Raw genomic sequence first — 19,889 nt, forward strand, 5'->3', positions numbered from 1 at the left:
TACGTGGCGATCCCCCAGGCTCGCCGGACAGGCAATCTGAATAAAGTGACAACTTTCGCCGATCTCGGCATCGATCAGGACATCGTCGACGCGCTCGCCGCCAAGGGCATCGTCGACGCGTTCCCGATCCAGGAGCAGACCATCCCCCTCGGCCTTCCCGGCCAGGACATCATCGGCCAGGCGAAGACCGGAACGGGAAAGACCTTCGGGTTCGGCATCCCTGTGGTCCAGCGCCTCGGCAAGGACCCGGAGCACGGCGTCAAGGCGCTCATCGTGGTGCCGACCCGCGAGCTCGCGGTGCAGGTCTACGAAGACATCGACCTGCTCACCAGCAACCGTTCCACCAGCGTCGTCGCCATCTACGGCGGCAAGGCTTACGAGGGACAGATCGACCAGCTCAAGGCCGGCGCGCAGATCGTGGTCGGCACCCCCGGTCGCCTCATCGACCTCGCAGGCCAGCGTCTGCTCGACCTCTCGAACGCGACCGAGGTCGTGCTCGACGAGGCCGACAAGATGCTCGACCTCGGCTTCCTCGCCGACATCGAGAAGATCTTCCAGAAGGTCCCGGCGGTCCGCCACACGCAGCTGTTCTCGGCGACCATGCCCGGCCCGATCGTGGCACTCGCCCGCCGCTTCATGTCGAACCCGATCCACATCCGCGCGAACGACCCCGACGAGGGCCTGACGCAGGCGAACATCAAGCACCTCGTCTACCGCGCGCATTCGATGGACAAGGACGAGATCATCGCCCGCATCCTGCAGGCCGAGGGCCGCGGCAAGACCGTGATCTTCACGCGCACCAAGCGTGCGGCACAGCGCCTCGTCGACGAACTGGGCGACCGCGGCTTCAACGTCGGCGGCGTGCACGGCGACATGGGCCAGGATCAGCGCGAGCGCTCGATGGCCGCGTTCAAGGCCGGCAAGCGCGACGTGCTCGTCGCGACCGACGTCGCCGCCCGCGGTATCGACGTCGATGACGTGACCCACGTGATCAACCACACCATCCCGGACGAGGACAAGACGTACCTCCACCGCGCGGGCCGCACCGGCCGCGCGGGCAAGACCGGTATCGCGGTCACGTTCGTCGACTGGGAGGACCTGCACAAGTGGGCCCTCATCAACCGCGCCCTCGAGTTCGGCCAGCCGGAACCGATCGAGACCTACTCGTCGAGTCCGCACCTGTTCGAGGACCTCGACATCCCACAGGGCACCAAGGGCCGTCTCGTTTCGGCTCCGAAGACCGAGTCGGTCAAGACAGAGCGCACGCGCCGTCCCGAGCGGGCTGCGGATGCCGCGGCTGAAGGCACCGACGAGGGTGGCACGCGCCGCCGTCGCCGCCGCCGCAACAGCACCACCCCGGTCGGTTCGACGTTCACCGAAGGCGCCGCCGAGCCCACGTCGGGAGAGGGCCAGTCCGCGCCGGCAGCCGACCGTGGCGCCGAGGGCGCCGGCACGCACGATGGTGCGGGCAAGGAACACCACGACGGCAAGCCGGCCCCGGCCCGTCGTCGCCGGCGTCGTCGCGGCGGTTCCGGCGCAGGAGCGGCTCCGGTCACCGGAGCCTGACAGACCTCAGCACCTCACGAAGGGCGCGTGAAGCGGACGACCGTCCGGTTCACGCGCCCTTCGTCGTGCACCCGGGTCACACCGGTGCCTGAGCGGCCTGCCCACGTTGCAGCAACGCGGCGGGTACCTGCGGCGGATACACCCACGCGACGAGGACGACCGAGATGATCATCAGCAGGAACCACGAGGTCAGCTTGCTCGGAGACACCGGCTGCCAGCCCTCGGCCTGGTCCGGATACGCCCACGCACCCGCCCAGGTGCCGATGTTCTCGGCGAGATAGATGAACACGGCGACGCCAGCGAAGACGGCCAGGAGCGGTAGCCGGATCGTGCGACGCCACACGCGGGCGTGCATGACGGTGGGCAGCCACAGCAGCACGACGCCGACCAGCAGCACCCAACGCGCATCCCACCACCAGTGGTGCGCGAAGAAGTTGACGTAGATCGCGACCGCGAGGATCGCCGTCATCCACCGACGCGGATACCTCTCGAAGCCCAGGTCGAAGAGGCGGTAGACGCGCACCATGTACGACCCGACCGCGGCATACATGAAGCCGCTGAACAGGGGCACCCCGCCGATGCGCAGGAAGCCGTCCGCGGCGTAGGCCCACGATCCGACATCGGTCTTGAACAACTCCATCACGGTGCCGGTGATGTGGAACAGCACGATGACCCACAGCTCTCGACCGCTCTCCAGCCGGAAGGCCAGCATCGCGAGTTGGATGAGCACCGCGGCGATCGTGAGCGCATCGTTGCGGGCGAGCGCCGCATCGTCGGGGTACCAGAGCCGCGCTGCGACGATCGCGACGAGCAGTGCCGCCCCGAAGATGCACGCCCATGCCTGCTTCAGCACGAACACCGCGAACTCGATCAGGCCGGCGCGGATTCCGTGCGCCGGGGCGCCGCGGAGGAGCTGGTGAGCGATCGCATCGACGCGCCGCTCCAGGGAAGTCGCTCGCTGCATGCCTCGGACGGTATCGGTCGCCGTCGACAGCCGGCCGGGAGATGACCGACAGAATGCCGAGGATCAGGGATAACGCGGGGAGATGCCGGTCCCGCGTGCTATGAGCCGCGCGACCATCTCGTCGGACGTGGTGTTCTCGCCCGGACGGTTGGGTTTGCCGCTGCCGTGATAGTCGCTGGAACCGGTGATGATGAGGTCGTGCTCGGCGGCGATCTCGCGGAGCTTCCGCTTGCCGGCCTCGGTGTTCTCGCGATGGTCGATCTCGAAGCCACCGAGGCCGGCGGCGATCAGTCGTTCGATGAACGGCACCGGCATCATCCGGTCGCGGCCCGACGTCACGGGGTGCGCGATGACGGCCACTCCCCCGGCCTGGGTGATCAGACGTACGGCGGTGAGGGGATCCGGCGCATAGTGCGGCTCGTAGTACCCCTCGCGCGGGTGCAGGATGCCGTCGAACGCCTCGGTCCGGTCGCGGACGATACCGCGGGCGATCAGCGCGTCGGCGATGTGGGGGCGCCCCACCGTCGCGTCCAGGTTCGTCTGCGCGACGACGTCCTCCCAGTCCAGGTCGTAATCCCGGCCGATGTTCCGGACGATCCGCTCGGCACGGCCGATCCGGTCTCCGCGGATGCGATCGGTCTCGGCGCGCAGGGCCTCGTTCTCGGGGTCGAAGAGGTAGCCCAGCACATGCACGCTGCGCCATTCGTGCTTGGCCGAGAGCTCCATGCCGGGGATGAAGGTCATTCCGAGCGCGACGGCCGCATCGCCCGCCTCGGCCCACCCGGTGGAGCGATCGTGGTCGGTGAGCGCGGCCGTACGGATCCCGTGCGCATGAACCTGCCGCATCACCTCGGCCGGAGACTCCGTGCCGTCGGACTGGTGCGAGTGCAGGTGCAGGTCGGCGGGACCGGTGAACCCGGCGGACGGAGTGGCCATCCTCCGAGCGTACCGAGCGCGACCGTCGCCGGGCGCGGAGGCGCACGGAGAGGATGTCGGGGCAGGGACTTCACAGGCGGCGCTTCTAGGCTGGAGGGGATGTTTCGACTACTGGGGATCCTCTTCACCGTCCTGCTCGCGATCGCGACGGCGATCGTGGTGTGGCCGCAGTTCTTCCACCTCGAGCAGACCTATCCCTTCGCCCAGCTCGTCTCCGTCCGCGGCCTGGTTCTCGGCGGCTTCCTCATCATCGTGGTGCTCGCCCTCCTGCTGTTGTTCGCGCGTCCGCTTCGCGGGTTCGCCGCGTCGGTGCTGATCGTCGCCCTGCTGGGAGCGAGCGCCACCGCACTGATCGGAGCCGGCAGGGGCTTCGGAGCGACCGCCCTTCCGGAGAAGACCGACAGCAGCGTCCGAGTGCTCACCTGGAACACCGCGGGCGAGGCCGTGTCGGCCGACGTGATCGCACAGCGGATCCTCGACCAGGGCGCGGACGTGGTCGCGCTGCCCGAGACCACCGAAGAGGTCGGTGAGCGGATCGCGATCATGCTGAGGGAGCAGGGGCACCCGATGTGGGTGCACCACGTGCAGTTCCGCCCCGATGTACAGGACGGACCGCAATCCTGGCAGACCACGGTCCTGGTCGCCCCCGACCTCGGCGAGTACTCCGTCATCGAGTCGGCGAAGGACGGCACCAGCAACACGGGTTCCGTGCCCAGCGTCGTCCTGATGCCGATCGACGGCGAAGGTCCCACGATCGTCGCCGTGCACGCGGTCGCACCGCGCATGGAAGAGATGCAGCAGTGGCAGACCGATCTGCAGTGGATCGCCGACCAGTGCCCGCAGGGGGACTTCATCCTGGCGGGAGACTTCAACGCGACGATCGACCACATGGCCGGTCTCGGCGTGGAGGGCGGCGACATCGGCTACTGCCGTGACGTGGCTGCGCGCACCGGCAACGGAGTCACCGGCACCTGGCCGAGCTCGCTCCCGCCGCTCGCCGGTGCGCCGATCGACCACGTGATGGCCTCGCAGAACTGGACTCCGACCGGCTCCGTCGTCCTCGACGACGCCGGCGGCAGCGACCACCGCGCGCTCGTCGTGCAGCTGGAGCCCGCCGGCTGAACTCCCGTGCACTCCCTGCAGATGACAGACTGGAGGGATGAGCACCGGAGAGCGCGACACGATCGCAGAACCCACCGTCGAAGCATCGGCCGAGAACAGCACCACGAACCGCAAGCAGCCGTTCCCCCAGGGCTTCCTCGACACCATCTCCACCGGCTGGGCCGAGCGCCCGGAGACCCTCCCGGCTCCCCGCGCACAGGCCCCCTACGCCGCCGTCCGCCGTGCTGCCGTCTCGGCCGCGTTCCCCGGCAAGCGCCTGGTGATCCCCGCCGGCTCCCTCAAGCAGCGCAGCAACGACACCGACTACGTCTTCCGGGCGCACTCCGCCTTCGCGCACCTCACCGGATGGGCGTCGGACGCGGAGCCCGACTCGGTACTGGTCTTCGCACCCACCGACTCGGGACATGACATCACGCTCTTCTTCCGTGAGCGTGCCGACCGGACGACGACCGAGTTCTATGCCGATGCCACGGTCGGCGAGTTCTGGATCGGCCCCCGCCCGTCCCTGGCCGGCGTCGCCGCCGACCTCGAGATCGCGACCGCCCACCTGGACGAGCTCGAGGCCGTCGCGGGCGAGCTGGTGCTCGAAGAGGACGACGCGCTGACCCGGTTTGTCTCCGAGTTGCGCCTCATCAAGGACGAGTTCGAGATCGCCGAGATGCGCCGTGCGGTCGAGATCACGGCCGACGGGTTCGACGACATCATCCGCGAGCTCCCCGCCGCCGTCGCCCACGCCCGCGGCGAGCGCGTCGTCGAAGGAGTGTTCCACCGCCGGGCTCGCGAAGACGGCAACGGCGAGGGCTACGACACGATCGCCGCGTCGGGGCCCCACGCCTGCTATCTGCACTGGACGCGCAACGACGGCACGGTCGCCCCCGGCGACCTGATCCTGGTCGATGCCGGTGTCGAGGCCGACAGCCTGTACACCGCCGACATCACCCGCACGCTTCCCGTCTCCGGGACGTTCACCGAGGTGCAGCGCCGCGTGTACGAGACGGTGCGCGAAGCAGCGGACGCGGCCTTCGCGGCAGCCCGGATCGGTGTGCGGTTCCGCGATGTGCACGGCGCGGCCATGAAGGTCATCGCCGAGCGCACCGCCGAGTGGGGCCTGCTTCCGGTCACCGCCGAGGAGGCGCTCGATGCGGACAAGGGTGGCCAGCACCGCCGGTACATGGTGCACGGCACCTCGCACCACCTCGGCATCGACGTGCACGACTGCGCGCAGGCACGCCGTGAGATGTACTACGACGGCATCCTGGCCCCCGGCATGGTGTTCACGATCGAGCCCGGCCTGTACTTCCAGATCGACGACCTGACGGTTCCGGCCGAGCTCCGCGGGATCGGCGTGCGCATCGAGGACGACATCCTCATGACCGAGGACGGCCCGGTCAACCTGTCGGCGGACATCCCGCGCACGGCCGACGAGGTCGAGGCGTGGATCGCCCGGCTACAGGGCTGACACGGCACGTCGCCGAGTTCGCCGCTAACGGCGTGTGAACTCGGCGACGATCGGCGCGAGAGATGCGCCGAGCTCGGAGGCGGGACGCTTCTGTCCCTTCACCTCGAAGGTGTGGCCGCCGCCCTCGATCCAGACGACTCGGGCATCCTGACAGGACGCGACCGCTTCTTCGAACTGCGAGATCGGCTGGATGAAAGGGTCGTTCGTGCCCTCGACGAACAACTGCGGAACCGCGATGGCCGGCAGATGCTCCACGCGTGGCTTCTCGGGCCTGCCCGGTGGGTGCAGCGGATAGCCGAGGTACGCCAGGCCGTCGACGACGAGACCGTCCGCGATGGCCATCGATGCCATGCGTCCGCCGTAGGACTTACCCGTCGCCCACACCGAATTTCCCGGTTCCTGCGCGCGAGCGAACGCCACAGCGGCCCGCCACGTCGACGTCGCGTGCGCCGCGGGCCCGGGCATCTTCCTCCCCTGCTCCACATACGGGAAGTTGAAGCGCAGGGTGGAGAAGCCGAGTCCGCCCAGGGCCTCCGTGAACCCCGTGAGGAACGGATGGTCCTTGCCGGTGCCGGCACCGTGCGCGACGAGCACCGTCACGCCGTTCCCGCCGGAGAACCAGTCCGCGCTGACCACGGTCGGCCCCGTCGGGAGATCGACCTGGATCGTCGTCATCAGGCGCGCGCGAAGGGGATGGCGAAGGGGACGCGCATGACGCCTCCCGACGACACCCGCACCGTGCCGATGATCACGAGCACGACGTGCAGCAGCGAGACGGCGAAGTACAACGTGATGGGGATGCCCAGCGGGAAGAACCCGGTGGAGGCGTTGCCCTGAGAGGTCACGGTGATGAGCAGCACGAAGTGCATGACGAGGAGCACCGTCGACACCATCAGGTAGGTCAGTCCCCAGTTCAAGGCCGACCGCGCGTTCTCCGCAGCGGGTCCGCCGGTTCGACGCGCCGATCCCCCGCTGACAGCCATCGCGAGGCCCGACGCGAGCCCTCCGATGAACGGGAACGGGATGAGGACCAGGAAGCCGAGCGCCCACGGGAGCAGACCGCGTGCCGGCGCGACCGCAGGGGGGAACTGCCTGGGGTGACCGGGAGCGGGATACGTCTGCGACGGATAACCAGGTCCTGGGTACGCCGGCGGGACATACCCGGGCGGCACGGCAGCAGCCTGTTGACCGGGTGCCTGATGCGCAGGTGCCTGGTACGCGGGGGCTGGGTATCCGGGTGCCGGGGTTCCGGGAGGCGGGTATCCCGGCGCCGGATATCCCGCGGGCGCCGTGGGGGCAGCGTATGCCTGAGCAGGCGGTGCGGGCGGCGCAGGGGGCACCGGCAGCGCAGTCGGCGCCGGGGGCACAGGTGGTGCAGACGGCGTCGGGGGCGCAGGTGGCGCAGGCGGCGCAGGCGGTGCAGTCGACGCCGGGGGCGCAGGTGGCGGCGGCGGAGAGAACTCGCCCGGCTCGGGAGACTCGGGGAGCGTCATCGTCGGTCACCTTCCGGCGCATCCGAGCCGGGCGCGATGCCGGGTTCGGGAGCGGGCAGCGGGGAGATCGGCGCCGCCTCGTCGGCAGCGGGCGCCGCCGGGCCGGCCTCGGGGGCGGGATCGCCCTCCGGCAGCTGCGGTTCCGCGACGGGATCGGCGGGACGCGGCGGGACCACGGGCTCCGCGGGCTCGGGAGTCGCCGCACCGGGCGTGATCCGCTCGCCGTACCGCGGCGGCTCGTCGAGGTTCACGGGCGGCCGCACGGGCGCTGTCTTCGTCGCGCCGAGCACCTGACGGGCCTTCGCGAGCGATGCCGTCTGCACCGTGACCTCGTAGTGGTCGGCCGCGAACTGCGTGACGCTCGCGAAGTCGCGCCGGCGACGCACGATCGCGTAGGTGACGAGACTCAGGAGCATGCCGAGTGCGACGCCGATGAAGACGAAGCCGACGAAGAGCTGGATCGGCACCTCGGGGTTGCCGATCACGAGGATCGCCGACAGGAACAGGCCGATCAGGACGCCGTTGACAGCACCCGAACGCGCGGCCGCCGCATACCCCAGCTTTCCGGTCACACGCTCGACCGTGCGCACGCTCTGCCCGACGATCGCGATGTCCCGTGCCGGCACCTCCCCCGCGATCAGCTTCGACACCGTCTTCTGCGCGCTCTCGTAGTCGCGCGTCGAAGCGACCATCTCGCCGGTCTCGGTGCCGCTCGCGGGGCGGTTCAGCATACTCATCCGGCTATTCTTCCACGCGTACCGGTCGACGGCCCGAGGCGCGACCATCCCGCCCTCGACCGGACCCGCCGACTACTCTGGAGAAGTGAGCACACAACGGGTTTTCGCCGCGCGCCTGGCCGGGTGCGCCGTCTTCGACCCCCTCGGCGACCGGCTCGGCAAGGTCCGGGATGTCGTCGTCGTCTACCGAAGTACCGCGGCCCCCCGCGTGATCGGTCTCGTCGTGGAGATCCCGGGGCGACGCCATGTGTTCCTCTCGATCGGCCGGGTCACCTCGATCCGGTCCGGACAGGTCATCACCACCGGCCTGATCAACGTGCGGCGCTTCTCTCCCCGCGCCGGCGAGGTGCGCGTGCTCGCCGAGATGCTCGGACGGCGCGTGAGCTTCGCGGACGGCAGCGGCACGGCCGTCATCGAAGACGTCGCGATCGAGCCGAACCGCCTCGGCGAATGGGCGATCAGTCAGTTGTTCCTCCGCCGCCCGAAGACCAGCGCCTCGCCGTTCGCGAAGGGTCCGACCACGTTCGCCGCCTGGAGCGAGGTCGCCGAGCAGCGTGCACCGGGTGAATCGCAGTCCGCCGAGCAGCTCGTCGCCTCGTACTCGGAGCTGCACGCCGCCGACCTCGCCAACACCCTTCTCGATCTTCCGCAGCAGCGCATGATCGAAGTCGCCGAGGAGCTGTCGGACGACCGTCTCGCCGACGCCCTCGAGGAGATGCCCGAGGACGAGCAGGTGCACATCCTCGATCGTCTCGGCGACGAGCGCGCTGCCGACATCCTCGACCAGATGGAACCGGACGACGCCGCCGACCTGCTCGCCCAGCTGGCCCCGGACCGACTCGAACAGCTTCTCGAGCTGATGGAGCCGGAAGAAGCCGAAGACGTCAGGATGCTGCTGCGCTACGGTCCCGACACCGCGGGTGGCCTGATGACCCCGGAGCCGATCATCCTCTCGGCCGACGCCACCGTCGCGGAGGCGCTGGCCCTGATCCGCCGCCACGAGCTGCACCCCGCGCTGGCCGCCGCCGTGTTCGTCACCCTGCCGCCGTTCGAGACGCCGACCGGGCGTCTGCTCGGACTCGTGCACTTCCAGCGGATGCTGCGCTACCCGCCCCACGAGCGACTCGGCGCGATCCTCGACGACAGCCTCGAGCCCGTTCCCGTCACCGCATCCGCCGCCGAGGTGGCGCGACTGCTGGCGAGCTACGATCTCGTCTCGCTGCCGGTGATCGACGCGGCCCACCGCCTGGTCGGTGCGATCAGCATCGACGACGTGCTCGACTACCTGCTCCCCGACGACTGGCGATCGCACGACAGCGATGACACCTCGTCCTCCGCGAAGGAGGCCCGCTGATGCCCCGGTCGCCGCGCCTCGACGCCCCCGGCCGCAGCACGACGAGGCCCCGCACGACCTCGCGCGATCGGTTCGGCCGGTTCACGGAGTGGGTCGCCCGTGCGATGGGGACCCCGGCGTTCCTGGTCATCCTCAGCCTGTTCTGCGTGGTCTGGATCGTCTGGAACACCCTGATGCCCGACGAGCTCCGCTTCGACGATGCCGCCCTCGGCTTCACCGCCCTGACGCTCATGCTCTCGCTGCAGGCCTCGTACGCCGCGCCGCTGATCCTCCTCGCGCAGAACCGCCAGGACGATCGCGACCGCGTGCAGATCGAGCAGGACCGCCAGCGCGCGGAGCGCAACCTCGCCGACACCGAGTACCTCGCCCGGGAGATCGTGGCGCTGCGCATGTCGCTCGAGGAGCGCAACGCGCAGGTCGTGACGCGCGACGTGCTGCGGCAGGAATTGAAGGCTCTGCTCGCCGAGCTCGAAGACACCGGGGACAAGCCGACGGCAGGCGCCGCATCGTGACCGGGGCCGACCTCGTCCGTGCCGCAGTCTCCGCGGTGACGGACCCGGAGCTGCGCCGCCCCATCGGCGAGCTCGACATGGTCCGCGAGATCGCCGTGGACGGAGACCGCGCTCAGGTCGGCATCGTCCTGACGATCGTGGGCTGCCCTGCGGCGGCGCGCATCGAGTCCGATGTGCGCGAGGCTGCGGCATCCGTCCCCGGCATCGCCGCGGTCGACGTCGAGGTGGGCGTGATGACCCCGGCCGAGCGCAAGGCGCTGACCGAGAAGCTCCGCGACGGCAGGCCCGCCCGCCAGATGCCCTTCGGTCCCGACTCGCTCACCCGCGTGATCCTCGTCTCCAGCGGCAAGGGCGGCGTGGGTAAATCGACGGTCACCGCCAACCTCGCCGTGGCGCTCGCCGACGAGGGACTGTCGGTCGGCCTCGTCGATGCCGACGTGCACGGATTCTCGATTCCCGGGCTCCTCGGCATCCCCGCCGGGACGCAGCCGACTCGTATCGACGACCTCATGCTGCCCCCGGTGGCGCACGGAGTGAAGACCATCTCGATCGGGATGTTCCTCCGCGACGGAGAGGCGGTCGTGGCGTGGCGTGGACCGATGCTGCACCGCACGGTGCAGCAGTTCCTCACCGATGTGTTCTTCGGCGATCTCGACGTGCTGCTCATCGACATGCCGCCCGGCACCGGCGACATCGCCATCTCGATCGGCCAGCTCCTCCCCCACGCGGAGGTCCTCGTCGTGACCACCCCGCAGACCGCTGCCGCGGAGGTGGCGATCCGCAGCGGACTCGTCGCACGGCAGACCGGTCAGCGGGTGATCGGGGTCATCGAGAACATGGCGGCGTACGCGCTCCCCGACGGCACGGTCATCGATCTGTTCGGCTCGGGTGGCGGTGCGGCGGTCGCCGAAGCGCTGTCCGAGCCGGGTACCACGGTCCCGCTGCTGGCCTCCATTCCCCTGAGCCCCGCGCTCCGTGAGGGCGGAGACGCCGGCATCCCGATCGTCGCCGGCGCGACGACGGATGCCGCGGCCACGACGATCCTCGATCTCGCCCGCACCCTCGCTCGGCAGGGGCGTGGCCTGTCCGGCCGCTCGCTGCCGATGACGATCGGCTGAGTGCGGCTCTCCTACGGCTCCGGGAACTGCGTCCAGGACGCGTGCGCGCGCTCGGCATCTCGCGTGCTTCTTCGCCTGGTGACGCGTCGGCGGACCAGGATGACCACGGGCAGCACCACGGCGACGGGAAGACAGAACACCGCGCCGAACGCCAGCAACGTCCCCACGGCGAAGTCGTTCCCGCCCGTGCGGCCGAGACCGATGGCGCCGCTTCCGAAGGCGTCCCCGGCGACGAGGAACTCGCCGTCGTAGGTGTCGAGCGAGTCGGCGCAGGTGACGGTGTGGACGCCCGCGCGGACAGCGGTGAACTGCGTGTGCTGCTCGAACCCGCGCTTCGGGGTCATCCACCAGAGCGTGTCGTCCCACGACAGCGAGGGTCCCGCGCGCTGAGAGAGCTCGGCGCCGTCCGGACCCGATACCGAACACTCCAGCGTCCCGAGCATCGCGGAGACACCGCTGCCCCAGATACCGACGCGCTCGCCCTCCTGCAGCTCGACCGTCGCCCCGCGTCCCAGCGGAACCGGATCGGCGTCACTCACGGAAGCGGCGACGGGCAACACCCAGAGCGTCCAGATCAGGACGCCGATGCACGCGCACAGAGCGGAGAACCCGAATGCCACGGCATCGCGATCGGCGAGCCGCCCTCGGGTCACGTGGCTTCGGGATCGAAGGGCGGCCGGTTGCTCGCGCTGAACTCCTGCGGGAGCGCACGGGGAGCGACAGGCTCCGCGATCGTCTCCCGCGCCTGCGTCGGCGTCGTCGTCGGCTGCGGCTCCTCGAACAGCGCGTCGCGGATGATGCGGCGGGGATCGTACTGACGGGGGTCGAGCTTGCGCCAGTCCACATCGTCGAGCTCCGGACCCATCTCCTCACGCATGCGGGACTTGGTCGAGCGGAGGTACTCGCCGGCCTTTCGGACCATGCGCGAGAAGCCCTCGGCAGCTCGCGGGAGACGCTCCGGGCCGATGATGAGGACCGCGATGAGACCGATCAGCAGCAGCTTCTCGAAGGTGAGCCCGAACGTCATCTCTACAGGCTACCGTCGCGCCTGCGGTCCGCGGGTACACCGAGCGAATACTCTGGAGGGAACCACTGGGCAGGCAGGGAGAAACAGGCCATGAGCGAGCACGACGCGAACGCGCGATTCCTTCGCGAGTCCATCGTGGAACCCGACTCCATCGCACGCGCACGCGCACACGCGGTCGAGCTCGGCGCGATGCCGATCAGCACCGTCGTCGGTTCCCAGATCGCCGTGCTCGCCGCCGCGACCGGCGCACGCTCGATCGTCGAGATCGGCACCGGTGCCGGCGTCTCCGGACTCTGGCTGCTGCACGGAGCGCCGCAGGCCGTGCTTACCTCGATCGACAACGAGCCCGAACACCTCGCGGCAGCGCGACAGGCATTCGCCGACGCGAAGGTACCGTCCACGAAGGTCCGCTTCATCACCGGGCGCGCCATCGACGTGCTCCCCCGTATGAATGAGTCCTCGTACGACATCGTGCTCGTCGACGCCGACCCCGACCACATCATCGAGTACGTCGAGCACGGACTCCGCCTCGCCCGCACCGGCGGCCTGGTGCTGGTGCCGCGGATCCTCGGCGGCGGCCGCGTGGCCGACCCGGTGCAGCGTGATGAGGTCACGTCGGCCTACCGCTCGCTGGTGCAGGAGACCCAGGAGTCCTCGGCCGTGTTGGCGACCGTGTCGCCCGCAGGTGAAGGACTGCTCCAGCTGATCAGGCTCGCCGACCGCGACTGAGAGTCGCCTCGCCCGGGTACGCCCCGGAATCGACAAAGGGCGGTGGATCCGAGGATCCACCGCCCTTTCGGTCCGCGGATGCGGACCTCAGATCGTTCAGGCCGGTGCCACGACGGCGGCAAGCACGTCGTGAAGTTCCTTGGCCTCAGCGTCGTTCACGGAGACGACCAGACGGCCGCCGCCTTCGAGCGGAACGCGCACGATGATGAGTCGTCCTTCTTTCACGGCCTCCATGGGTCCGTCTCCGGTCCTCGGCTTCATCGCTGCCATCGTGGCTCCCTTTCCTCCGGTGGTATGGAATGAGTTTATCGGGTGTCACCGGGACCTGGAGGTCACCGAGCAACAATTGGGTCGCCCGACACCGTCAGGGCACCTGCCAGAACGTGCTCCCGAGCGCATACACGTGGTAGATCCAGAGCCATTGGCCCAGGAGGCAGAGAGCCACCACACCGACGCGCCACCACCGCGATCGAGGAACCGCGACGGCGCCCCAGAGCGGGCTGAGAGGCAGCAGCAGGCGGAACGTGCTGGACTGTGGGAAGAACACCGCAAGGAGGTACAGCAGATAGCTGGCGCTCCACAGGCGGAGGTCGCCGCCGAGGGCGCGCACCTGGGGCGAGCGCAGGAGGGTGACGGCGGCCGCCGCGACCAGCAGCACGAGCGCCACTGGGCCCCACCACTGGGGCATGCCCCAGAGTGCGAACCAGAACTGCGACGCCTGAACCCATCCTTCGAACGGCAGGAAACCGTCGACGCCGCCGACGATCCAGTGCCGGCGCCACGCGAGTTCTGTCGCGAGATAGGCACCGGGATCGCCCGTGACGACACCGGCGATCAGTTGCCAGGCGAAGCCCGCCGCGGTCGCGAGCGCCCCGAGCGCGACGATGTGCGTGATCTCCCGCCCGGAGAGGGGTTCCTGCTTCCGCCGGAACCAGCGCACGACGCCGTGCAACCCGAGGTACAGGGCGAAGGCGAGGATCCCGGGGCGGGTGAAGGCCATCACCGGGATCAGGAGGTAGAGCCGGCCGTATTCGTGTCGGATCGTCGCGTCGAGCGCGAGGAACAGCAGCAGCAGGAACAGGGTCTCCGCGTAGCCGACCTGGAACATCGCGGCGATCGGCCCGGCAGCGAAGAACACGACCGCCCAGAGCGCGGCGGAAGCGCCGATGCGGTCGCGAAGCAGGCGATGGAGCGCAAGGCACGCGAGATACCCCGCGGCGAGCGAGATCAGGAGAGCGCCGACTCCCCAAGATCCGAAGAGGAAGCCCACCGCCTTCGCCGCAAATGCGAACACGGGCATGAATGCCCAGGCGTTCTCGGCGACGTCGCCCGACTCGGTCCGGGGAAGCTCGGTCGGATAACCGGACTCGGCGACGAGCCAGTACCACTGGGCATCCCACCCGAGGATGAAGTCTTCGAGTCCGGCATCGGCCCCGAAGCGCGAGAACGACGTCGACAGCGAGGCGGCGATGAGCAGGAAGATCGTCGTCACGGCCCGGGCAGCGAGGTAGACGACCGCGATCCGCAGCGCGACCGGCGTCTGCGCCCACCGGCGAACCGTGCTCAGCGCGAGGTGAGCCATGCGCGCAGGCCCCGCTCCACGGCGTCGATCTGCGCGAGCGGCACGCGCTCCTCGTCGTGGTGCGCGAGGTGCGGGTCGCCGGGACCGTAGTTCACCGCAGGGATGCCGAGCGCCGAGAAACGGGCGACGTCGGTCCAGCCGTACTTCGGGCGAGGCTCGGCGCCCACAGCCGCAACGAACTGCTGCGCGATCTCGGCGTCGAGTCCGGGGCGCGCACCCTCGGCTGCATCGGTGATCTCGATCTCGAAGCCGGCGAGAACCCCGCGCAAGTGCGCTTCGGCGTCCGCCGCGGACTTGCTGGGAGCGAAGCGATAGTTGACCTCTACCTCGCACGCGTCGGGGATGACGTTGCCCGCGACGCCGCCGGCGATGCGCACGGCGCTCAGGCTCTCCCGATACAGAAGGCCCTCGACCGGCACCTCCCTGGCGCGGTACTCCGCGAGCCGCGTCAGGATCGGAGCAGCACGGTGGATCGCGTTCTCGCCGATCCACGCTCGTGCACTGTGCGCGCGAACGCCGGTCGTGCGCACGATCGCGCGCAGCGTGCCGTTGCATCCACCCTCGACCTCGCCGTTGGAGGGCTCGCCGAGGATGGCGAAGTCCGCCCGGAACAGGTCGGGTCGCACGGCGGCGAGCAGGCCGAGGCCGTTCTTGGACGCCTCGATCTCCTCGTTGTCGTACCACATCCAGGTGATGTCGATCGCGGGATCGGTGAGCTCTGCGGCGAGCTTGAGCTGCACGGCCGTGCCCGCCTTCATGTCGACGGTTCCCCGCCCCCAGAGGTAGGGCACACCGTCGATCTCGATGTCCCTGGTCGGGAGGTTCGCGTTGATCGGCACGGTGTCGATGTGTCCGGCGATGGCGACGCGCTGAGCGCGCCCGAGTTCGGTGCGGGCGACGATCGTGTTGCCGTGGCGGAAGACCTCGAGGTGGGACAGCGGGGTGATGGCCGCCTCGATCGCATCGGCGAGGGTCTTCTCGTCGCCGGACACGCTCGGGATGTCACAGATCGCACGAGTGAGGTCGACGGAGGACGCGGTCAGATCGAGCACCATGGGTCAAGCCTACTTACCCCGTCATGCGTGAAGTCCCTCGCCTCCCGGCGCGATAGCGTGGAGGGATGAGCGACGCACGCACTGTATGGGGTATCGGCCTGACCACGATCGCCGGCGACGGCACGGTCCTCGATGCGTGGTACCCGGACGTGCGCACGGGATCTGCCGCTGCAGACGATGCCGCCGTCGCCGCGCTCGAGCCCCTGGTCGGCGCCGACGAGCGACGGAACGTGACCGTCGAGATCATCCGGCTCCAGATCGACCTCGACGAGGCTCCCGGTTCCACGGCGGACGCGTACCTGCGGCTGCATGCCCTCTCGCACCTCGTCGTGCGCCCCAACGAGCTGAACCTGGAGGGCATCTTCGGCCACCTGCCGAACGTCGCCTGGACGAACGCCGGCCCGGTGCTCCCCGCCGACGCCGCCCGTCTGCGGCCGCACCTCCAGCGCGCCGGCATCCAGGTGCAGGGACTGGACAAGTTCCCGCGCCTGACCGACTACGTGCAGCCTGCGGGCGTCAGGATCGCCGACGCCTCGCGCGTGCGGCTCGGCGCACACCTCTCCCCCGGCACCACCGTGATGCATGAGGGCTTCGTCAACTTCAACGCCGGAACGCTCGGCTCCTCCATGGTCGAGGGACGCATCTCGCAGGGCGTCGTCGTGGGCGACGGCAGCGACATCGGCGGCGGTTCTTCGATCATGGGCACGCTCTCGGGTGGAGGCACTCACCGGGTGTCGATCGGTGCACGCACCCTGCTCGGAGCGAACGCCGGCATCGGCATCTCCCTCGGCGACGACTGCGTCGTGGAGGCGGGCCTGTACGTGACCGCCGGGACGAAGATCGTGCTGGTCGACGGCCCGGTGACGCCGGACGGCGTACGGAAGACCGTGAAGGGCGGAGAGCTCTCCGGCCAGGACGGACTGCTCTTCCGACGGAACTCCCTCAGCGGCGCCGTCGAGGCCGTGCGCCGCGCCGGAGTGGGCGTGACGCTCAACGAGGCCCTCCACGCCTGAGAGCCGCCCGCGCGCCTTCATCGTCAGCCCGCGACCCGCGCGTGGAGGCGGCATGCAGCCGACGGCATGCACGCACTGGTAGACTGACACCGTTGTCCGCACCGCCGGTGCTGCAACATCGTCGTCGTCATGGGGTCTCCGAGGACCGAAGCGAGCAGAACTGCTCCCACCACCAGCATGAGCTGGCATTTCGAACGGCGAACCGATGCGCAATTCCTGCGCCGTCGCCCACCTCACCCCTTATCTCGCGCCGATCACTCGTGCGCTGACGGAGTTTCTGCATGTCTACTTTCCTTGAACTCGGCGTTCCCGCCGAGCTCGCCGCCGTTCTCGCCGATTCGGGCAAGACGGAGGCCTTCGCGATCCAGCGCGACACCCTTCCCGACTCCCTCGCGGGACGCGACCTCCTGGGCCGCGGACGCACGGGCAGCGGCAAGACCATCGCCTTCGCCCTGCCGCTCGTGGCGCGCCTCGCCGCATCCGGCGGTCAGCGCCGCGCAGGTCTCCCGCGCGGACTCGTCCTCGCTCCGACCCGGGAGCTCGCGACGCAGATCGCCGCGACCATCGCCCCGCTCGCCGAAGCTGCCGGTCTGCGCGTCACGACCGTCTTCGGCGGCGTCAGCCAGCGTCCGCAGGAGCAGGCGCTGCGCGGCGGCGTCGACATCGTCGTGGCCTGCCCCGGTCGACTCGAAGACCTCATGAAGCAGCAGGTCGTGCGCCTCAGCGCGATCGAGGTCACCGTGCTCGACGAGGCCGACCACATGGCCGACCTCGGCTTCCTCCCCGGCGTCACCCGCATCCTCACCGCAACGCCGGCCGGTGGCCAGCGTCTCCTGTTCAGCGCCACGCTGGACCGCGGCATCGACACCCTCGCCCGCCGCTTCCTCTCGAACGCGGTCAGCCACGAGGTCGATGAAGAGAGCGTGCCCGTGGGCGAGATGACCCACCGCGTGCTGGTCGTCGACTCCACCGACAACAAGACCGCTCTCGTGAAGGAGCTCGCCTCCGGCACCGGACGCCGCATCCTCTTCACCCGCACCAAGCACCAGGCGAAGAAGCTCGCGAAGCAGCTGACGGCTGCCGGGATCCCGGCCGTCGACCTGCACGGCAACCTGTCGCAGAACGCTCGCGAGCGCAACCTCGGTGCGTTCTCCGCAGCACCGGAAGACGGCGGAGTGCGCGTCCTCGTCGCGACCGATGTCGCCGCCCGTGGTGTGCACGTCGACAACGTCGACCTCGTCGTCCACGTCGACCCGCCCGTCGAGCACAAGGCGTACCTGCATCGTTCCGGACGTACGGCTCGTGCCGGCGCGGCCGGCACCGTCGTGACCGTCGTGCTTCCCGAGCAGCGTCGTGACGTGAAGGACCTTCTGCGCAAGGCGGCCATCTCGGCTCCGCTGGAAGATGTCACGACCGCTGCCGTCACCGCCCTGGTCCCCGAGCGCGCCCCGCACGTGCGCCCGGCTCCCGTGCAGGCTCCGCAGCAGCAGCAGCAGCGCCAGTCGTCCAAGCAGCGTCCCGCCGGTGGCGAGAAGAGCGGCGCGGCGAACCCGCCCGCGCGTCGTCGTCGCCGCCCCCGCGCCGGTGGCGCCGGCGGCCAGGGCAGCGGCTACCAGGGCGGCGGTTACTCCACGCAGAGTGGCCAGTCCCGTCAGGGCGGTGGCCGCAGCTCGCAGGGTCGCTGACCCGCGGACGCAGCTCGACTGAAAAGCGCCCCTTCCGCTTCGGCGGAAGGGGCGCTTTCTCGTTGTGCGCTCAGCGAGTCGGGAACGACCGCTCAGGAGACCCCGTGTACAGCTGCTGCGGACGGCCGATCTTGGTCTGCGGGTCGAGCTGCAGCTCGCGCCACTGGGCCAGCCAGCCGGGCAGACGGCCGATGGCGAACAGCACCGTGAACATCCGGGTCGGGAAGCCCATCGCCTTGTAGATGACACCGGTGTAGAAGTCGACGTTCGGGTACAGTCGACGCTCACGGAAGTAGTCGTCGGCGAGGGCGAGTTCCTCGAGCTCCTTCGCGAGGTCGAGCAGCGGGTCGGTGACGCCCAGCGACGAGAGCACCTCGTCGGCGGCGTCCTTGACCAGCTTGGCCCGCGGGTCGTAGTTCTTGTAGACGCGGTGCCCGAAGCCCATCAGCTTCACGCCCTCTTCCTTGTTCTTCACCCGCTCCACGAAGCGCGAGACGCTCTGGCCGGAGTCGCGGATCTGACCCAGCATGGTCAGGACGGCCTCATTGGCACCGCCGTGCAGCGGACCGGAGAGTGCCTGGATGCCGGCGGAGACCGAGGCGAACTGGTTCGCGCCGGTGGAGCCCACCAGGCGGACAGTGGAGGTGGAGGCGTTCTGCTCGTGGTCTTCGTGGAGGATTAGGAGAAGCTCGAGAGCCTTCGACATGACCGGGTTGACCTCGTACTCCTCGCTGTGCACGCCGAAGTTGAGCTTGAGGAAGTTGTCCACGAAGCTCAGCGAGTTGTCAGGGTACAGGAAGGCCTGGCCGACGCTCTTCTTATGCGCATAGGCCGCGATCACGGGCAGCTTGGCGAGCATGCGCACCATGTTCAGCTCGACATGCTCGGGGTTGTGCGGGTCGGTCTGCCCCTCGTAGTACGTCGAGAGGGCGGCGACCGCCGACGAGAGCACCGACATCGGGTGCGCCGTGTGCGGCAGAGCCGAGAAGAAGCGCTTGAGGTCTTCGTGCAGCAGCGTGTGGCGACGGATCTTCTCGTCGAACTCCGCGAGCTCGGAAGCCGAGGGCAGTTCCCCGTAGATGAGGAGCCAGGCGACCTCGAGGTAGCTCGTCGATCCGGCCAGCTGCTCGATGGGATATCCGCGGTAGCGCAGGATGCCCTTGTCGCCGTCGATGAACGTGATGTCGGACTTGGTGGACGCCGTGTTGACGAAACCGTAGTCGAGGCCGGTGTAGCCGGTCTGCCGGGTCAGCGTCGAGAAGTCGATGCTGTCGTGGCCGGCCGTACCGCGCAATACCGGGAATTCGGCGGTCGTATCGCCGATCGTCAGCTTCGCCGTCTGCTCTGCCGCTGCGCTCACGCGGTCCTCCTCCTGGCGTCCGACCCCGCTGGTCGCGGTGTATCGGACAAGATCTTGATCAAGTCGGAACTGGCGATCTCACGGCGCTGTGGCACCAGGTCGAGACACGACCGAATCGCCTTTACAGCCTAGTAGGCACACAGGCCTACTGTGACATCCGCCAAACAGATGCGATCT

General features: G+C 69.3%; 20 protein-coding genes. 9 read left to right on the top strand and 11 right to left on the bottom strand.

Annotated features, from left to right (window positions below):
- The first annotated feature begins 45 nt into the window (after window positions 1-45).
- Window positions 46-1,566 carry a DEAD/DEAH box helicase gene (locus ACCO44_RS15365; RefSeq protein ID WP_372467236.1) on the top strand — a complete coding sequence of 507 codons (1,521 nt, stop codon included), beginning with the start codon at window positions 46-48 and terminating at the stop codon, window positions 1,564-1,566.
- A gap of 76 nt (window positions 1,567-1,642) precedes the next feature.
- Here the strand turns inward: ACCO44_RS15365 and ACCO44_RS15370 are convergent, their stop codons facing one another.
- Complete coding sequence (locus tag ACCO44_RS15370; RefSeq protein ID WP_029262043.1) at window positions 1,643-2,530, bottom strand: DUF817 domain-containing protein; 888 nt, start codon at window positions 2,528-2,530, stop codon at window positions 1,643-1,645.
- A 63-nt stretch (window positions 2,531-2,593) separates the two neighbouring features.
- Window positions 2,594-3,466: a PHP domain-containing protein gene (locus ACCO44_RS15375; protein WP_372467238.1), complete on the bottom strand. Its 873-nt coding sequence runs from the start codon at window positions 3,464-3,466 to the stop codon at window positions 2,594-2,596.
- Window positions 3,467-3,565: 99 nt separating this feature from the next.
- Between ACCO44_RS15375 and ACCO44_RS15380 the strand changes: the two genes are divergently transcribed.
- Together ACCO44_RS15380 and ACCO44_RS15385 are read left to right on the top strand one after the other, a co-directional pair.
- Window positions 3,566-4,588 (top strand): endonuclease/exonuclease/phosphatase family protein, encoded by a 1,023-nt coding sequence (locus ACCO44_RS15380; RefSeq protein ID WP_029262045.1) that lies wholly within the window; start codon window positions 3,566-3,568, stop codon window positions 4,586-4,588.
- A gap of 37 nt (window positions 4,589-4,625) precedes the next feature.
- Window positions 4,626-6,047 carry an aminopeptidase P family protein gene (locus tag ACCO44_RS15385; RefSeq protein ID WP_262000653.1) on the top strand — a complete coding sequence of 474 codons (1,422 nt, stop codon included), beginning with the start codon at window positions 4,626-4,628 and terminating at the stop codon, window positions 6,045-6,047.
- Between the two features lie 24 nt (window positions 6,048-6,071).
- Here the strand turns inward: ACCO44_RS15385 and ACCO44_RS15390 are convergent, their stop codons facing one another.
- The 3 genes from ACCO44_RS15390 to ACCO44_RS15400 form a co-directional block, all read right to left on the bottom strand.
- Window positions 6,072-6,722 carry an alpha/beta family hydrolase gene (locus ACCO44_RS15390; RefSeq protein WP_372467240.1) on the bottom strand — a complete coding sequence of 217 codons (651 nt, stop codon included), beginning with the start codon at window positions 6,720-6,722 and terminating at the stop codon, window positions 6,072-6,074.
- On the bottom strand, window positions 6,722-7,219 hold the full coding sequence (locus ACCO44_RS15395) for a DUF4870 domain-containing protein (RefSeq protein ID WP_372467243.1): 498 nt from the start codon (window positions 7,217-7,219) through the stop codon (window positions 6,722-6,724). The genes ACCO44_RS15390 and ACCO44_RS15395 overlap by 1 nt, the downstream gene beginning before the upstream one ends.
- A gap of 317 nt (window positions 7,220-7,536) precedes the next feature.
- Window positions 7,537-8,277 (bottom strand): general stress protein, encoded by a 741-nt coding sequence (locus tag ACCO44_RS15400; RefSeq protein ID WP_372467245.1) that lies wholly within the window; start codon window positions 8,275-8,277, stop codon window positions 7,537-7,539.
- Between the two features lie 85 nt (window positions 8,278-8,362).
- Between ACCO44_RS15400 and ACCO44_RS15405 the strand changes: the two genes are divergently transcribed.
- From ACCO44_RS15405 to ACCO44_RS15415, 3 genes are read left to right on the top strand one after another with little or no spacing between them, the layout of a single operon-like run.
- Window positions 8,363-9,631, top strand: coding sequence for a magnesium transporter MgtE N-terminal domain-containing protein (locus ACCO44_RS15405; RefSeq protein ID WP_029273778.1), 1,269 nt, complete (start codon window positions 8,363-8,365; stop codon window positions 9,629-9,631).
- Complete coding sequence (locus ACCO44_RS15410) at window positions 9,631-10,143, top strand: DUF1003 domain-containing protein (RefSeq protein WP_372467247.1); 513 nt, start codon at window positions 9,631-9,633, stop codon at window positions 10,141-10,143. Before ACCO44_RS15405 ends, ACCO44_RS15410 begins: the two co-directional genes overlap by 1 nt.
- On the top strand, window positions 10,140-11,261 hold the full coding sequence (locus tag ACCO44_RS15415) for an Mrp/NBP35 family ATP-binding protein (protein WP_029262052.1): 1,122 nt from the start codon (window positions 10,140-10,142) through the stop codon (window positions 11,259-11,261). Before ACCO44_RS15410 ends, ACCO44_RS15415 begins: the two co-directional genes overlap by 4 nt.
- Before the next feature lie 11 nt (window positions 11,262-11,272).
- Here the strand turns inward: ACCO44_RS15415 and ACCO44_RS15420 are convergent, their stop codons facing one another.
- Both ACCO44_RS15420 and ACCO44_RS15425 read right to left on the bottom strand, forming a co-directional pair.
- Complete coding sequence (locus ACCO44_RS15420; RefSeq protein ID WP_029262053.1) at window positions 11,273-11,914, bottom strand: hypothetical protein; 642 nt, start codon at window positions 11,912-11,914, stop codon at window positions 11,273-11,275.
- Window positions 11,911-12,288, bottom strand: a complete 378-nt coding sequence (locus ACCO44_RS15425; protein ID WP_029262054.1) for a twin-arginine translocase TatA/TatE family subunit — start codon at window positions 12,286-12,288, stop codon at window positions 11,911-11,913. Before ACCO44_RS15425 ends, ACCO44_RS15420 begins: the two co-directional genes overlap by 4 nt.
- Before the next feature lie 90 nt (window positions 12,289-12,378).
- Between ACCO44_RS15425 and ACCO44_RS15430 the strand changes: the two genes are divergently transcribed.
- Entirely contained in the window at window positions 12,379-13,017 is a 639-nt protein-coding gene (locus tag ACCO44_RS15430) for an O-methyltransferase (protein ID WP_029262055.1), read from the top strand.
- Window positions 13,018-13,113: 96 nt separating this feature from the next.
- Here the strand turns inward: ACCO44_RS15430 and ACCO44_RS15435 are convergent, their stop codons facing one another.
- The 3 genes from ACCO44_RS15435 to dapE all read right to left on the bottom strand — a co-directional run bounded on the left by ACCO44_RS15435 (window position 13,114) and on the right by dapE (window position 15,654).
- Window positions 13,114-13,287: a DUF3117 domain-containing protein gene (locus ACCO44_RS15435; protein WP_017203323.1), complete on the bottom strand. Its 174-nt coding sequence runs from the start codon at window positions 13,285-13,287 to the stop codon at window positions 13,114-13,116.
- A 94-nt stretch (window positions 13,288-13,381) separates the two neighbouring features.
- Entirely contained in the window at window positions 13,382-14,599 is a 1,218-nt protein-coding gene (locus tag ACCO44_RS15440) for a hypothetical protein (RefSeq protein WP_372467251.1), read from the bottom strand.
- On the bottom strand, window positions 14,581-15,654 hold the full coding sequence (dapE, locus tag ACCO44_RS15445; protein ID WP_105709596.1) for a succinyl-diaminopimelate desuccinylase: 1,074 nt from the start codon (window positions 15,652-15,654) through the stop codon (window positions 14,581-14,583). The genes ACCO44_RS15440 and dapE overlap by 19 nt, the downstream gene beginning before the upstream one ends.
- A gap of 65 nt (window positions 15,655-15,719) precedes the next feature.
- Here dapE and dapD point away from each other — a divergent pair, with 65 nt between their 5' ends.
- A complete protein-coding gene (dapD, locus tag ACCO44_RS15450) occupies window positions 15,720-16,667 on the top strand; it encodes a 2,3,4,5-tetrahydropyridine-2,6-dicarboxylate N-succinyltransferase (protein ID WP_372467253.1) in 948 nt (315 codons plus the stop codon).
- Between the two features lie 281 nt (window positions 16,668-16,948).
- Window positions 16,949-18,352, top strand: coding sequence for a DEAD/DEAH box helicase (locus tag ACCO44_RS15455; RefSeq protein ID WP_372467255.1), 1,404 nt, complete (start codon window positions 16,949-16,951; stop codon window positions 18,350-18,352).
- 70 nt (window positions 18,353-18,422) lie between these two features.
- Here the strand turns inward: ACCO44_RS15455 and ACCO44_RS15460 are convergent, their stop codons facing one another.
- On the bottom strand, window positions 18,423-19,712 hold the full coding sequence (locus ACCO44_RS15460; RefSeq protein ID WP_081859847.1) for a citrate synthase: 1,290 nt from the start codon (window positions 19,710-19,712) through the stop codon (window positions 18,423-18,425).
- Window positions 19,713-19,889 lie beyond the last annotated feature (177 nt).

Origin of the sequence: Microbacterium maritypicum, assembly GCF_041529975.1 — a bacterium.
GTDB lineage: Bacteria > Actinomycetota > Actinomycetes > Actinomycetales > Microbacteriaceae > Microbacterium.